The sequence below is a fragment of the Wansuia hejianensis genome (assembly GCF_014337215.1).
GTDB classification, from domain to species: domain Bacteria; phylum Bacillota; class Clostridia; order Lachnospirales; family Lachnospiraceae; genus Scatomonas; species Scatomonas hejianensis.
The window spans coordinates 3,150,723-3,165,732 of record NZ_CP060635.1 but is presented as its reverse complement, the minus strand read 5'-3'; the positions used below and the strand labels follow the sequence as shown (position 1 = coordinate 3,165,732).

Below are 15,010 nucleotides of genomic sequence, written 5' to 3'. Positions count from 1 at the left end.
CTTATACCTTCTGTTTCCTAGAATCATTCATCGCTGCGGAAAGAACTGTTTCCTCCGTACAGGTATCCGCCTTTCGGTTAAACCTGCCGGTTATACGTCCTTCATACATGACAATTACATTTTCACAGACGTTGATCACTTCTGTCAGTTCTGAAGAGATGAAGATCACCCCGATCCCCCTTTTGGCCAGATTGTGAACCATCTGATAGATCTCTGCTTTTGCGCCTACGTCTATTCCTTTGGTCGGTTCGTCCAGGATCAGAATCCGGGGATTGGCCGCCATCCACCGGCCCAGGATAACCTTCTGCTGATTTCCTCCGGACAGCTCCTTGGCGATCTTTTCTATGGACGGCGTCTTAATATTGAAGCTTTTTACAGCTTCCTGTGAAACCTTCTCTTCCCTGGCCCGCTTCAGAACCCCGCCTTTGGATACCTGTTTCAGAACGGATAAAGTAATGTTTTCACGGACGCTGCTGCCCAGCACCAGACCCTGGGTTTTCCGGTCCTCCGGACACAGGCCCATACCATACCGCATGGCGTCTCCCGGCGATTTAATCTTCACCTGTTTACCATCAATATAAATTTCGCCTGAAGCCAGTGGGTCCGCTCCGTAGATCGCACGCATAGTCTCAGTCCGCCCGGCGCCCACCAGTCCGGCAAAGCCCAGTACCTCTCCCGCATGGAGCTGGAAGGACACGTGGTCGATCTGGTCATTACACAGATCTTTCACCTCAAGCAGCACTTCTCCCATAGTTTCATTCCGGTCCAGAGCATTGTAGACGTCGCCCAGATCCCGGCCTACCATGTGTTTTACCAACTGATCGGTAGTTGTCTCCCCTGTATTTACTGTTGTCACGTAATTCCCGTCTTTTAATATCACTATCCGGTCTGTCAATTCAAACAGCTCCTTCAGGCGGTGGGATACGTACAGGATCACCCGCCCTTCCTCCTGAAGCCGCCGGATGATCTTGAATAATCCATGAATTTCTGTCTCCGTCAGGCTGGCTGTGGGCTCGTCAAAGGCGATCACCGGACATTTCCTGCGGACTGCCTTGATGATCTCCACCATCTGCTGATGGGCCACTGATAATTCCTCTACTTTCTGGGTCGCTTTAAACGGCAGCCCGAACATATCAATCAGGTTCTGCGTGCGTTCATTCGCATTTTTATAGTCAACAACGCCGTGCCTGGCAGGTATGTTTTCCATGTAGACATTTTCCATAACCGTCAGGTACGGCACCAGCTGCCTTTCCTGATAAATAATATTAATGCCGTGTTTTATGGCATCCAGCGGCGACGCGAATTCCATCTCGTTCCCGTCCAGATAGATCTTTCCTGAATCCGGAGTATATACGCCGCTCATGATTTTCAGCAGCGTACTTTTCCCGGCTCCATTCTCTCCCAGAAGCGCTACAATTTCTCCGCTTTTTGCTTCAAAGCTGATGCCATTCAGCGCCTGAACTCCGGAAAAGGCTTTTGATATATTTTTTAACTCTAGTTTATGCTCCATATGCATTTCCCCGGTTTCTTTTCCTAATGCTAGGAGCCGTCGCTCCGGCAGAGCATATGTCTGCTTTTGAAACAGCTCCATTCATTGAATCAGCCTGCTATATAATCTGTATAGTTTTCATATGTAATTGCCGTACCGGAAATTGTCCTTGTCCCGTAAGTCTGACCATCGGCGATGTTGTCAGAATATACTTCTTCCAGCGTAGCCTCGCCGTTGATTACGGACAACAACCCGTCCACTACAGGCTCTGTGAAGTCCATTGCAGTATAATACACCGTCGCATACCATGGGTTTGTAGTTCCGCCTTTCCATTCTGGAATCGCCTGCTCGCCGCCCATGCTGACCAGGATCGCAGTTTCAGCTGCCCCTGCTTCCTCAATGGCACGGCAGGCGCCCAGCGCATAATCATCCTGAACACCGATCACCACCCAGGAGGTCAGATCCGGATGAGCGGCCAAAACAGCGCCCGTCTCCGTATAACCACCGTCTATGTAGTCCGCAGAGCTGGCAGAAATATCTGCTATAAAATAATTTTCCTCAGGGATCTCCGGCATCTTGGCCTTCAGCTCTTCCACAGCGCCTTCATGTCTCAGCACGGCATTTTCCGTCAGTGTATTCGTCACCATGATCACGCCTACCTTCGAGGGATCACTTAAATCAACGCCTGTGGATTCCCAGTTATCAGCTACCCAGTCTGAAGCTACAGTACCGCAGCCCGCCGCATTCAGAACCACACAGGGAATCAGCCAGTTGCCTGCGTCATCTTTCAGCGGTAAAGACTCCCCGATCATCGGAATTCCCGCTTCAGCCACTATCTCAGCCGCCGCAGATGCGATTCCTTCGTCAGCAATGTGCATGAAGATACCATCCACGCCCTGATTAATTGCATCATTGAGCTGATCCAGCTGTGTCGCAGAATCTCCGTCCGCGTCAAATGTCAGAACCTTAAATCCATGCTCTTCCCCCAGCTTCTCAAGAGACGCTTCAATATTCTGGTTCCACTCAGAGGCCAGAGACTTCATCATTAACGCTATGACAATCTCTTTATCTTCACCGGCTTTGGAGGTACCGGCTGCGGAAGAAGTGGATGACGCTGCAGAAGATGATGCTGCACTGGAAGTGCTTTTCGATGTCCCTGCTGATCCCGATGTTGTTTTTGTCCCTTCATTCCCACAAGCCGTCAGGCTAAACCCCAGAGCCAGGCATAATAACCCAGATACCAATTTCCTTGCTTTCATTTCGTACCCTCCTTTGATAGATAAATAAAAGTTTTGCTTCTGTCCCATTACCCGTCTTGTTTCAATCAGTGTATCTTTTTTGTCAGAAATTAACAATTCTTTCTTCCACCCTCAACGATTCCAAATTAGAATAAATGACAGATTATTCATATTCTTTTGCTATTTTTTATACAATATGTACATATTTTGACATATAACACTTACAGCTCTTCCGCCCGGGCTGCTCCCCGGCAAATCGAAATATTACTCCCCTTTTCCGCCATGTATTTGCTATACTAATATGGACATGTCCGCCTCCGGGGACATTGCAGGTCATGAAAACTGATTGCGTCCGCCACAAGCACTTCCGCAATCACCGTCGCTATTCGCGATCCGGGACTTTCATAGAAAAAAAGGAGTCGTACAAATGAAGGAAAATCTAATTACAGAAATCGAACAGAATATGCTTGGCTTCCTTGACAATGCACAGATGCGCCAGCTCCATCAGGTACTGGAACATTGTCTGTGGAAGGTGGATATCTGTCCGAAAAAGGAGAACCCTGCTGATGAATACTCAAAATCTAATGAAAAGCTGCTGGAGCTCTTCCTTTCTTCTAAAGGAATTGAAGGCTGCTCTGATAAGACGCTCCGGTATTACAGCATTACGATCAGGAACATGATGAAAATAGTCAGCAAGCAAGTCCAGCACATAACTACTGACGATCTGCGGGAATACCTCGGCGAATACCAGCAGCAGCGGGGCTGCAGCAAGGCTAACATTGACAATATCCGAAGGAATCTTTCCAGCTTTTTTTCCTGGCTGGAGGATGAGGATTATATTTTAAAAAGCCCCGTGCGCAGAATTCATAAAATCCGGACCGCCAAGACTGTAAAAGAAACTTATTCAGATGAAACGCTGGAATTAATGCGGGATAACTGCAATTCGCTGCGGGATCTGGCCATCATCGACCTTCTGGCTTCCACCGGTATGCGTGTGGGTGAACTTGTCAGGCTGAACCGGAACGATATAGATTTCGAGAGCAGGGAATGCGTAGTATTCGGAAAGGGCAGCAAGGAACGGCCGGTCTATTTTGACGCCCGAACGAAAATCCATTTAAAAAACTACCTGAACAGCAGGACAGACGCCAATCCCGCTCTGTTTGTGACACTCAATCTACCCCACGACCGTCTGCTGGTGAGCGGCGTTGAAATCAGGCTCCGGAAGCTGGGCAGCAAACTAAATCTCCAAAAGGTACATCCACACAAATTCCGCAGGACTCTGGCTACCCGGGCGATTGATAAGGGAATGCCTGTGGAACAGGTGCAGAAGCTTCTGGGGCATTCCAAAATTGATACAACCATGCAGTATGCAATGGTAAATCAAAATAATGTTAAAATGTCTCACAGAAAATATATTTCATAATTTTTCTGTTCCGTTTCCAGATTGGTGAAAAAGGCATAAGATGCTTTTTTTAATCAGCCGCCCCGCAACATAATCCGTATTGTGGGACGGCCGCTTCGATTGCCTTTTTTAGTGCAGGACGGTAATCCATTTTATATTGGTATATTCTTCCGCTGAAAATATACCATTTTCACTTCCAGGGTCACATCCCTCCTGGCAGGTAATCATCGGATTTCCGGGTATCAATTCTGATAGGCTCTGACATGCTCTTTATAGTCATCTGCGGTAATCATGCTGCCCGATATACCCACGGCCGCATAAGTTTCATCACCGTTCCTGTATTCCTCATAGATCTCAGAAGCATCCTTGCCGTCCCGGCAGATTTCCAGCATCCCTTTAACCATAATTTCCACAAAATCCATGGCATCGTAATAACAGGCCGCTTTCCAGCAGGCCCCCGCCTCATTGTCCCATTCCTTTACCGCAAATTCACCGCCGCAGCTCACAAGAATTGTATTATTTTCCATGCCCGCAGCTTCCACCGCCCGGCAGGCGCCCACTCCAAAGTGATCCGTGGTAGCGACCATGATCCATGTCTCTATTTCCGGATGCGCTGCCAGCAGGGGCGATACCAGATTATAGGCGTTCTGGGATTCATCGTCATTGGTCTCGGAAGCTATATCCGCTTCATAATAGTTTGTCTCCGGGATATCCGGAAGTCCGGCCTTCAGCTCCGTCAGGAATCCATTGCCGCGGCCCAGGTCTGACTGATATTTGCTGCTGGATATGGTGATTACACCAACCTTGGACATATCAGACAGATCCACGCCACAGTCTTCATAATTCTCACAGACCCATTTTCCGCACTCTCCGCCTACAGATTCCGCGTCCAGCTCTACATACGGCGCGATATTATTTCCGTTTTCATCCTGAAGCTTCAGCGTTTCGCCGATTACAGGTATACCGGCGTTATCAAATTTCTCAACGACTGCCGTAGCGCTTCCTTCATCCACAACGAACAGAAACGCGCCGTCAATTCCCTGCCCGATAGCCGTATCCACCTGGGAAAGCTGTTCATTAATATCGTAATCTGCGTCTCCGGTAAGAACTTCAAAATTATATTCTTCGCCCAGCTCTTTCAGGGCGTCGTCAATCTGCTGTATCCACTCGATGCCCATAGACAGCGTAAAATATTCAAAGGTCAGCTTCTCATTTCCGGCAGATTCAGAGGAACCTTCTGTTTCTCCCGCCGAAGATGCGGCTGACGTCACTGACGCAGCTCCCGTGCTACTACTCTCAGCTTCGGCTGCGCTTCCGGCCGCTCCTCCGCATCCCCCGAATACCATGGCGCCGCACAGCAAAATACCAATTGCCTTTTTCATCCCTTTCATTTCCCTCTCCTTTCCCTTACTTAAGATTTCATTTATTTTGCCAGCTTCTTTCTCCTGAAGAAATCAAAGATCAGCGCGGCGATCAGAAGCAGGCCCTTCGCCACGATCTGCCAGAAGGAAGAAACATTGACAACCGTCAGGCCGTTGTTAAAACACTGCATGATCAGCAGTCCGATAAAACACCCCGCCAGATTTCCCGTTCCTCCGGTAAATGCCACTCCGCCCAGGATCGCGGCCGTAATCGCGTCGAATTCAGCCCCTGATCCGGCGCTGGGCTGCCCGGAGTGCATCTTAGCCGTCATCAGGACGCCGGCAAAGGCGGCGACCATCGCGCTGAGCACATAGAGGACCGTGCTCACTTTCTTCGGATTTAACCCTGCGAGCCGGGCCGCCTCCGGGTTTCCGCCTACCATATAGACACTCCGCCCGAACACAGTTCTCGCCAGTATAAAACCGAATATCACAAAACAGACCACCATCAGAATGGCCGGAAACGGGATTCCCAGAATCCTCATGGAGCCTATGGCGTTAAACGCCTTATCTCCCACGGGAAGTGACTTACCGGAGCAGGCCAGATAGGCGACTCCGCTAAACACATTCGACATTGCCAGCGTGGCAATAAACGGCTGCAGCCCAAATACATTTACCAGACAGGAGTTCACAAGCCCCGCAACTGTGCTGCACGCCACTACAATCACAATGGTCAGCAGCCATGGAACCCCGGCGTTAATCATAATCGCGGTGATCACGGCAAACATTGCCGCTATATTCGCGCAGGAAAGATCCACATGCCCGGCGATAATCAAAAACGTTTCGCCAATCGCCAGCAAGCCGATGGTAGACGCAGCCATCAAAATATTGCTCATATTTGCATATGTCAGGTAGTTTTTATTTAAAATGGTAAAAATAGCAATTACAACGATCAGCACAAACAGCATCATGACTTCGTTTGATTTGAAAATATTCTTTTTCGTGTTCTCCATATCTTTTTCCCAATACCGAAGCATCGTCCTTTCATCAGTCTCAATTTTCCTGCATCGCCAGAGCCAGAATCCCTTCCTCAGACATTTCCTCCCGGTTCAGACGGCCGGTAATCACTCCCTCTTTCATGACGATGACCTTGTCACAGACATTGATCACTTCCTGCAGCTCAGAAGAAATGAAAATCACACCCAGCCCTTCCCTGGCCAAATCGCATACCATTTGGTAAATCTCGGCCTTAGCCCCCACGTCAATTCCCTTTGTAGGCTCGTCCAGGATCAACACCTTCAGATCGGCAAGCATCCACCGGCCCAGAATAATCTTCTGCTGATTTCCCCCGGACAGCTCCCGTGCAATCTTTTCCATGGAATGTGTTTTTATACGGTATTTGTCAATTGCTTCCCCAGACAGCCTCCGTTCCTTTTTCCGGTCGATAATTCCATTCCGGGAAATCGCGTCCAGGATGGGGATTGTCAGATTATCACGGACAGACCGGCCCAGAACAAGCCCCTGCTCCTTCCTGTCCTCAGGACACAGCCCGATTCCTGCCTTAATGGCTTCCCTCGGGCTTTTAATCCTTGCCGGCTTTCCGTCTATATAAATTTCACCGCTTACTAGCTTATCTGCCCCGAATAGCAGCTGCATTGTCTCCGAACGGCCGGCGCCTATCAGGCCGGCAAACCCCAGAACCTCTCCCTTATGAAGGCTGAAGCTTACGTCCTTAACTCCGCTTCCATACAGATGCCTGGCCTCCAGCACCACTTCCCCGATCTGACCGTTCCGGTTCAGCGCGGAAAATGTATCCCCGATTTCACGCCCGACCATTTTTGAGACCAGATAACCCTCTGTCGCGTCTTCTGTCCGGATATCTTCGATAAAACGGCCATCTTTGAGAATCACAATCTTATCCGTGAGCCGGAACAGCTCTTTCAGGCGATGGGACACATACAGAATCACCTTACCCGCGTCACGAAGCCTTCCGATCAGCTCAAAGAGTATATCAATTTCTGCATCGGAAAGAGGAGCCGTCGGTTCATCAAAGGCAATCACCTGGCTTTTTCTGCGGTATGCCTTCATGATTTCCACCATCTGCTGGTGGGCGACCGACAATTTTTTCACTTTTGTCTGAGGGGCAAAAGGCATATGGAAGCGATCAATGATCTTCTTCATCTCTTCATGAGATTTTTTAAAGTCCACGATACCCGCTTTCTTACAATACAGATCTTCCATGAATACATTTTCTGTCACCGTAAGCTCTCCAACCAACTGCCGTTCCTGATAAATCACGCTTACACCGGCATTGATGGCCTCAATCGGGGAATGAAATTTTACCTCCGAACCATTTATGAAATATTCTCCGGAATCAGCCTGCTGTGCTCCGCTCAGAATTTTCAGGAGCGTGCTTTTCCCCGCCCCATTTTCTCCCAATAGAGCGCAGACTTCTCCTCCGTTGGCACGGAAACTGATCCCGTCAAGCGCCTGAACGCCTACAAAGGCCTTTCTGATATTTCTAAATTCCACATAGTTATTTTCCATGACCTTCTGTCCTCCACACTTGGATATCGCTTCAACTTCCCATGACCAGCACCGGTTTGAGTGCAATCCCCTGGACAGAATCCTCCACTGCCTGTTCAATATCCTTAAAATCATAGAATTTAATCAGCTTGTCAATCGGGAACAGCCCCTTCTCATAAAAGGACAGCAGCTTTGGAATAAACAGCTTTGGATTGCTGTGGCCTTCAATGATCCCCGTCAGGGTGCGGTGCATCGCCGTCACCTCCTCATGGAAGTTAATCCGCAGGTCATAGGCGGCGCCGCAGACAGCGATCACTCCGAAAGCGCCTGTGCAATTGACTGCCGTGCGTATACATTCACCGATGCCGCTGCACTCTACTGCGTATTCCACACCTCTGCCGCCCGTGAGCTCATGGACCGCCTGGACCGGATTTTCCCTTTTGGCATTCACCGCACGGGTCGCTCCCAGTTCCAGGGCCAGCTCCAGACGGGAATCTACCACATCCACTGCAACGATCGGATCACAGCCACACAGTCTGGCGGCCATTAGCGCGCTCATGCCCACTCCGCCGCAGCCCGACACCACAATACCGTTTCCGGGCACAGGTCTGAGATAATTCAGCACACTGCCCGCTCCCGTCTGAATCCCGCAGCCAACCGGCGCGGCAATACGCAGATCCATACCGTCCGGCACCCGCACGAGATTATTTTTATGTACAACCGCATGAGACGCAAAAGAGGACTGCCCAAAAAAACAAGACACCCTCTCCCCATTCCGGGACAACGGCGTTCCCCCATAATAATCGTGCCCGGCAAAATTAAGGTCATACAGCCTGGAGCATCCCCAGCTTCTCCCTGTAGAACAGGCCGGACATTCTCCACACCAGGAAAAAGACATCGCCACCCGGTCACCTGGCTTAAACTCTTTTACTCCGCTCCCGGCTTCCATAACAACCCCGCTGCCCTCATGCCCAAGCACTATAGGAAAAATATTCCCGAAATCTCCTTTCTGAGCACCTACATCCGTATGGCAGATCCCACTGGCAGAAACCTTCACGAGAACCTCATCCGCCCTAGGCGCAGCAAGCTCAACTTCCTCAATGAGATAAGGCCCATTCACTTCATGTACAACCGCAGCTTCAATTTTCACGCCAACTTCTCCCTTCGCCTTTAATCACGTAACCCTATACCGCTTAACTCAGAATATACACATGAGAAAACAGAGAGACAGAAAAAAGAAATCTATACGTCAAATAAAAGTTTTGCTTCCAGTTGGTCGGCGAGGATGTGGGGTATTTGGATACCCGGAAGGAGGGAAGGTGAAAGCCTCGCGGGAGTCGGTGCGAAAATTGGAGCTGCACCATGGAGGGTTTCGGCCTGAAGTTTCGCTTACCGGCCGTCAAAAAGCTCCCTGCTTTTTCGCCATTAAAAAAGCGGACTCCTAAGAGTCCGTCATCTTATCCTAAATCTACCGCCTGAGACCATTGGGGTTCCACCCCTGGCGAAAGACATTGTACCGTCTGGAACAGCCAGAAAAGCAGCGGGAGACCTCCAGCGGTTTCGTCCGGGTATCCAAATCGCCTCGCTTTTCACCGACCAATAGAAAGCAAAATCGAAATTTGACAAATAAGATTATAAATAGTATTCTTTTTGAAACTGGGGAAACGTTGATTAATATCAGACTACTCCCTTTAACGGCGGTATCGGCGGTATCACCTGCATCGCTTTTATTTTTTCATCATCCAGCAGAAATTTCTCATGGATTTGTATTTGCTCTGTGGAACGCCAGGAATAGCAGCATTTCCCACAGGAATAAACCTCCCAGGCATCGTCCACGGGGGCTTTCGCAATTATTTTGATTTCTTTGCTTTTACATCTCGGACATTCCACTGACTGTTCCTCCTTTACTGAATTCGTTGATAAACTTTTCCCATTTTTCCGTCGATGCAGGCGGCTTGAGCAGCTCCACTTCACGGGGATTAGGCTCCGGCGGGACAGGGGTGGTGGCGTCGATGATCATTTTGCTGTGCATGCCGGCGGGGACGCTGGAGGGGTCCAGCGGCATTCCGGGGCAGTTGGGGATGACAGCCACATCCTTGTCAGGGCGTACCCGTGTAGTGACTGCCCACATCACCTGCTCAAGGTTAAATGGATCTACGTACTCGTCTACTACTATTACTATTTTAGAATAAGGCATGCCGTGGGGCGTGGACAGAAGGCGGAAAGCCACACCTTTTCCATATCCACCATATCTGCATTTAGTTGAAATAATCACTCCCATTCCATGAGTATACATCGCGTTGACCGCCACCACCTCCGGCATGGACTCCTTGAGCTGCTTGTACAGCGGAACGCTGGTGTTTAACGCCATCAGATAATCAATTTCCGTCCAGGGAATCCCCAGGTATAGGTTTTCAAATATTGGCTGGTTCCGGTGGGTGATCCGGGTGATTTGAATCTCACACTGGAGGCGGCAGCCGGAATAGGAACCGGGGAATTCTCCGAAGGGGCCTTCCACCTTCCGCACCCTGGGGATCACATAGCCTTCAAGTATGATTTCCGAAGAGGCCGGAACATAGAGATGTTCACAGGTATCCGCCTGGACAATTTCCACCGGCTTTCCATTTTGCAGGGCGCCCGCAAAGGCATATTCACTCTGGTCATAGGCGATGGGCGTGCTGGCCATAAAGGTGACCAGCGGAGCGTTGCCCAGCGCGATGGCTACGGGCAGAGACTGATTCAGACTTTCTGCTTTTTCCAGCTGCACTGCGATGTCATGGAATGCCAGTGCCTGTATCCCTACTCTGTCTCTGTCCTTAATCTGGATTCTGTAAGTTCCCACGTTTAACTTATGTAAATCTTCCGGGCACTCCGGATCTCCTGTCACAACCGCCGCCTTGGAGAGAAAAAAGCCTCCGTCCTGGTCGTTGATGCGGTAAGGAGAAAGCACCCGGAACAGGTCAATATTCTCTGTGATTATATTTTCCTTACAGGGAGCCTCTTCGCGTTTCACGATGACCGGCTCCACTGGGTACTTATCCCACCGCCGGTTCAATTCAAAGAACTGCTCCTTCACCGGGGTATCTTTGTCCATGCCCAGCATCAGGGCATGACTCTTCCAGGATCCGTGCACATTGGTCACCACCGGAGTCGTGTATCCCTTGATCTTTTCAAAATATACCGCAGGCTTCCAGGCCGAATTGGCTGCGGCGCGCCCCGCCGCGCCGATATCCGGTTCCGGGGACACTTCTTCTGTTACGCGCAGCAGCATCTCTTCTTCTTCTAAAACCTGCAGGAACTCTCTTAAACTACAACTGATTTTCGCCATTTGTCCTTCATCCTCTCTTTCGCAGCGCCGGGCTGCTTATTCACAGGGATGACCGCCTTTTATAACTTTCCAAAAGAATCTGTCACATATTCAATGAAGGTCGAAACGGCATCTGTAATCGCACCGTTTCTTACTATTAAAGACAGGTTGATAATGCTCGGATCCTTCAGCCGGATAATCTTAATCCGGGGATCATCCATATATTTGATAGACTGGTGCATCATCAGGGATACACCCTGACCGTTTGCAACCAGGTTTTTAATTGTACTGCTCCGCACGTCCAACACCTGCTCCCGCGGCACAAAACCGGCTTTTATACAGGCCTGGCGGCAGCTTTCGTACATTCCTGTATTGTTTCCCAGGAAGAGAAACTTTTCGTTTTCTGCTTCCTTCAGATCAATTTCATCATACTTTGCCAGCCAGTGGGAATAATTCGTGACCAGCACCAACTCATCATCTACCAACGGAAAGATCTTAAAGTCTCCGACGGGCAGGTAATTATCCCGCAGAAATGCCAGATCCATTTTACCCTTTGTGAAATCCTCTATGATAGGCACACTGTTTGCTTCAATCACATGAAGCCGGATGTTGGAGTAATATTCCTGGAATTTAAAGAATATATCCGTCAGGCCATAATGGTTCATGACCGGAATGGTGCCAATGTTCAGAACCTCCGTATGACCGTCCATATATTTCTTCATATTGTTGATCATCTTCTGATATTCCATCAGAATCTTATCAGCAGAAATATAAAATTCCTTACCCGCATATGTAATATCCAGTTTCTTTGTATTTCTGTCGAAAAGCTCTACTCCTCCCAGCTCCTGCTCCAGCGCCTTAATCTGTTTCGACAGTGAGGACTGTGAAATATAACATTCTTCTGCAGCAGTTGAAAAATTTTTGTACTTTGCGATGGCCATAAAGTACTGCAATTGTTCAATTGTCATTTTAACCTCCCGTATTCTTTGAATATTCCCACAAATTCTTCTTTTCCCTCGTATTACGTGACTATTCTATCATACAATGGCAGCATTTGGAAGGCAAAACACAAAAGACAGCTTGAACACCTCTAAAAAAGCAAATGTTCAAGCCGAAACTTTTAGGAACAATTAAAAGAATAGTTTGTTAATTATAAATCGGGTAACCATTTTTTATAATCCAGCTCCAGGAATTTGGAACGCTCAAAACGCGCTTTCTGGGTAAATGGAACTGTACAGTCAAAAATGGTTTTGCAGGAGATTCCATTATCTCTCAGGTTGATATTATATTCCATCCTCTGAGTCGGGTCCAGCGGATGACATCTGACGCCCGGTATAAATATAGTATCCACATCCCCTTGATAGCGTGTATTCAGCGCCCAGATTACGTCGCTCAGATCGAAGGGGTCCACGTCTTCATCCACAAGAATAATATGCTTCAGCTCCGCGAAGGCTGCAAAGGCCAGCAGGGCCGCCTGACGCTGCCTGCCCTCGTCGCTGGGCTGTTTTTTCTCAAACTGCATGATCGCCATGTATTTGCCGCCGCCTGAGGAGTGGCAGTATACATTTTTCAGCCGGCCCGGCATTGCTTTTTCTACCATTTGGATGATGCTGGCCTCTGTAGGTATACCCGCCATATTTACATGCTCCTCGCTGGGTCCGATGCAGGTCTGCATGATCGGGTTTCTCCTGTGTGTCACGGCTTTTACCCGGATGAGCGGTACAGAAGGATTCGCGCTGCCGGTATAGCCTGGGAACTCAGGCATTGCCTTGCCGGAATTGGTAGTCATATCCTCCCGTACATAGCTGTCAGGAATCAGTTCTCCTTCGATGACATATTCTGCGTTAGCAATACATTTTTCCGGTATTGTCAGGCACGGCGCCAGCTCCACCGGCTGACGGCGGATTGCTCCCGCAACGCTTAATTCATTATATCCCAGCGGAGTGGTAGGCGGTTCAAAACAGGCCGCAATCTCGATCGCCGGGTCTACGCCAATGCTGATGGAGATCGGAAGCGGCTCCCCCCTTCTTTCCGCTTTTTCACGGAATACGCCCAGATGCCTCGCCCCCGGCACAAAATACATGGAAATCGTATCTCTTGTCTGAAGGCACAGGCGGTGGATCGTGATATCGGAATCTCCCGTTTCCGGATCAGACGCATAGCACATCCCCATCGTAATATAAGGCCCGGCGTCCTCCGGAGTGTTAGTCGGCGCAGGGAGAAGCTTGCGGATATCAAACCCTTCCTCATCCGCATAGTGAACCACCTCCTGGCAGACAGCCTTTTCACTGGCTACCACCGCCGGCTGGACCGGATTCTGTACGGCCTCATTCAACAGGAAGCCCAGCCGCTCTGGTTTCTCATTCAGCATCATCCCGACCCGCTCCCGGGAAGCCAGAAGACCGATGAGCACTCTCGCTCCCTCATGGCCCTCCACATTATTAAACATAACCGCCGGTCCCTTTTTTGTCGGGCGCTTTACCGTACCGCCCGCGCCGACATACCGGTAGATACCGGATATTTCCGCATGTGGTTTCACAGCTACATCTGTCTCCGCATATTCTCCCGGAACAGTCTTTAAATATTCAACTGCATCTCTTAAACTTCTTATATCTGCCAAAATCCCATCCTCCTCTAAACAGCCTGTCGCTCCTCATTGATCCAGGGCTGCCGCCTTCACAGGGCCGACGATCTTCCAGTATTCATCCATATATGCTTCCGGCTGACTGCAGAAAAATGACCGCCATGCGACAAAGCTTCCTCCTGGTCCGAGCTCTTCAAGCACTCTCCGGAGTTCTGCCCTCGTCTCTTCTTCTGTGCAGTCCTCTCGGTCCAGAATGTTCACATTATCAAAACCACCCAGAATCGTGATTTTATCTCCATATTTTCCCTTGAGTTCTGCCGGATCATTGGAGACTTGCACAGGGTGCACTGCATCCACTCCGAGTTCGACGATATCCGGAAAAATGGGTTTATAGTAACCGCAGCAGTGAAGGATATAATACAGCCCACATTCATGCGCGGTATCCACGAGACGCTTTAGCTGTGGTTTGATCAGGTCGCGGAACACATCCGGACTGAACATCATGGATTCTTTTGCACCATAATCGTCAAAAATCATCACTGCATCCGGCTTGTAATATTTCGCTATCCTCCGGATTAATGTACAGCGGTAATCCGTAAACTTCCTGAACCAGCCTTCCATTGCCTCCGGCTCTGTCAGAAGACCCATCAGCACATTTTCATATCCCATCGACATATGCGCACGCTCAAACATGCCGTTAAACATCTGCACGATGGAAAACCTGTTCTTCCGGTCCCATCCGGCCGTGTCCCGGGCAGCCGCCGCTTCCCAGTCCCGGTTATCCAAATCCGGAAATTTTATGTCTTCCCATTCATCCACATCGCCCACCAGCTGGAATCCGGGTTTCAGCACCGGCCCGTTTGCCTCTTCATTGTAGACATATTCCAGGCCAAACTCGTCGAATCCTGTCGTTTTTCCCTCGTACCGTTCCATAACGGCAGACTGGAGGACAATATCACAGTCTGTCACGCTGTTTGGAATCCAGTAGGGTTCCTTGTGCTGAAATGCCAGAATGACATTATCTCTAGGTTTGATATCCATGGTTACTCCTTTCCCCTTGGATCTGTCTCCCGCTTACGCCGGGAAGATTCATTCCGCCGGAA

General features: G+C 49.5%; 12 protein-coding genes. 1 reads left to right on the top strand and 11 read right to left on the bottom strand.

All coding sequences use genetic code 11. The annotated features are described in order from the left end of the window. Position 1: 1 nt before the first annotated feature. Positions 2-1,510 carry a sugar ABC transporter ATP-binding protein gene (locus tag H9Q79_RS14575; RefSeq protein WP_249328612.1) on the bottom strand — a complete coding sequence of 503 codons (1,509 nt, stop codon included), beginning with the start codon at positions 1,508-1,510 and terminating at the stop codon, positions 2-4. An 89-nt stretch (positions 1,511-1,599) separates the two neighbouring features. Next, entirely contained in the window at positions 1,600-2,748 is a 1,149-nt protein-coding gene (locus H9Q79_RS14570; protein ID WP_249328611.1) for a substrate-binding domain-containing protein, read from the bottom strand. Between the two features lie 406 nt (positions 2,749-3,154). Between H9Q79_RS14570 and xerA the strand changes: the two genes are divergently transcribed. After that, positions 3,155-4,150: a site-specific tyrosine recombinase/integron integrase gene (gene xerA, locus H9Q79_RS14565; protein WP_118646829.1), complete on the top strand. Its 996-nt coding sequence runs from the start codon at positions 3,155-3,157 to the stop codon at positions 4,148-4,150. A 221-nt stretch (positions 4,151-4,371) separates the two neighbouring features. Here xerA and H9Q79_RS14560 read toward each other — a convergent pair whose 3' ends face one another. From H9Q79_RS14560 to H9Q79_RS14520, 9 genes are all read right to left on the bottom strand, one after another. Further along, the gene (locus H9Q79_RS14560) at positions 4,372-5,520 is read right to left on the bottom strand and encodes a substrate-binding domain-containing protein (RefSeq protein ID WP_249328610.1); all 1,149 of its coding nucleotides are present in this window, start codon (positions 5,518-5,520) and stop codon (positions 4,372-4,374) included. 32 nt (positions 5,521-5,552) lie between these two features. Further along, positions 5,553-6,503: an ABC transporter permease gene (locus H9Q79_RS14555; RefSeq protein WP_249328609.1), complete on the bottom strand. Its 951-nt coding sequence runs from the start codon at positions 6,501-6,503 to the stop codon at positions 5,553-5,555. A 40-nt stretch (positions 6,504-6,543) separates the two neighbouring features. Then, a complete protein-coding gene (locus tag H9Q79_RS14550) occupies positions 6,544-8,037 on the bottom strand; it encodes a sugar ABC transporter ATP-binding protein (RefSeq protein ID WP_249328608.1) in 1,494 nt (497 codons plus the stop codon). Positions 8,038-8,068: 31 nt separating this feature from the next. Then, positions 8,069-9,166, bottom strand: a complete 1,098-nt coding sequence (locus tag H9Q79_RS14545) for an NAD(P)-dependent alcohol dehydrogenase (protein ID WP_249328607.1) — start codon at positions 9,164-9,166, stop codon at positions 8,069-8,071. Between the two features lie 527 nt (positions 9,167-9,693). Beyond that, entirely contained in the window at positions 9,694-9,906 is a 213-nt protein-coding gene (locus tag H9Q79_RS14540) for a non-oxidative hydroxyarylic acid decarboxylases subunit D (protein WP_249328606.1), read from the bottom strand. Then, the gene (locus tag H9Q79_RS14535) at positions 9,887-11,344 is read right to left on the bottom strand and encodes a non-oxidative hydroxyarylic acid decarboxylases subunit C (protein ID WP_249328605.1); all 1,458 of its coding nucleotides are present in this window, start codon (positions 11,342-11,344) and stop codon (positions 9,887-9,889) included. Before H9Q79_RS14535 ends, H9Q79_RS14540 begins: the two co-directional genes overlap by 20 nt. Before the next feature lie 59 nt (positions 11,345-11,403). Beyond that, on the bottom strand, positions 11,404-12,291 hold the full coding sequence (locus H9Q79_RS14530; protein WP_118646819.1) for a LysR family transcriptional regulator: 888 nt from the start codon (positions 12,289-12,291) through the stop codon (positions 11,404-11,406). Positions 12,292-12,473: 182 nt separating this feature from the next. Beyond that, positions 12,474-13,946: a UbiD family decarboxylase domain-containing protein gene (locus H9Q79_RS14525; protein WP_334298982.1), complete on the bottom strand. Its 1,473-nt coding sequence runs from the start codon at positions 13,944-13,946 to the stop codon at positions 12,474-12,476. A gap of 30 nt (positions 13,947-13,976) precedes the next feature. After that, positions 13,977-14,948, bottom strand: a complete 972-nt coding sequence (locus H9Q79_RS14520; RefSeq protein WP_118646817.1) for a uroporphyrinogen decarboxylase family protein — start codon at positions 14,946-14,948, stop codon at positions 13,977-13,979. Positions 14,949-15,010: the final 62 nt, after the last annotated feature.

Bases quoted from the DNA above. Each gene is read 5' to 3' on its own strand.
- H9Q79_RS14520 (WP_118646817.1), bottom strand. From the start codon at position 14,948: ATGGATATCAAACCTAGAGATAATGTCATTCTGGCATTTCAGCACAAG.
- H9Q79_RS14535 (WP_249328605.1), bottom strand. From the start codon at position 11,344: ATGGCGAAAATCAGTTGTAGTTTAAGAGAGTTCCTGCAGGTTTTAGAA.
- H9Q79_RS14530 (WP_118646819.1), bottom strand. From the start codon at position 12,291: ATGACAATTGAACAATTGCAGTACTTTATGGCCATCGCAAAGTACAAA.
- H9Q79_RS14555 (WP_249328609.1), bottom strand. From the start codon at position 6,503: ATGGAGAACACGAAAAAGAATATTTTCAAATCAAACGAAGTCATGATG.
- H9Q79_RS14550 (WP_249328608.1), bottom strand. From the start codon at position 8,037: ATGGAAAATAACTATGTGGAATTTAGAAATATCAGAAAGGCCTTTGTA.
- xerA (WP_118646829.1), top strand. From the start codon at position 3,155: ATGAAGGAAAATCTAATTACAGAAATCGAACAGAATATGCTTGGCTTC.
- H9Q79_RS14570 (WP_249328611.1), bottom strand. From the start codon at position 2,748: ATGAAAGCAAGGAAATTGGTATCTGGGTTATTATGCCTGGCTCTGGGG.
- H9Q79_RS14575 (WP_249328612.1), bottom strand. From the start codon at position 1,510: ATGGAGCATAAACTAGAGTTAAAAAATATATCAAAAGCCTTTTCCGGA.
- H9Q79_RS14560 (WP_249328610.1), bottom strand. From the start codon at position 5,520: ATGAAAGGGATGAAAAAGGCAATTGGTATTTTGCTGTGCGGCGCCATG.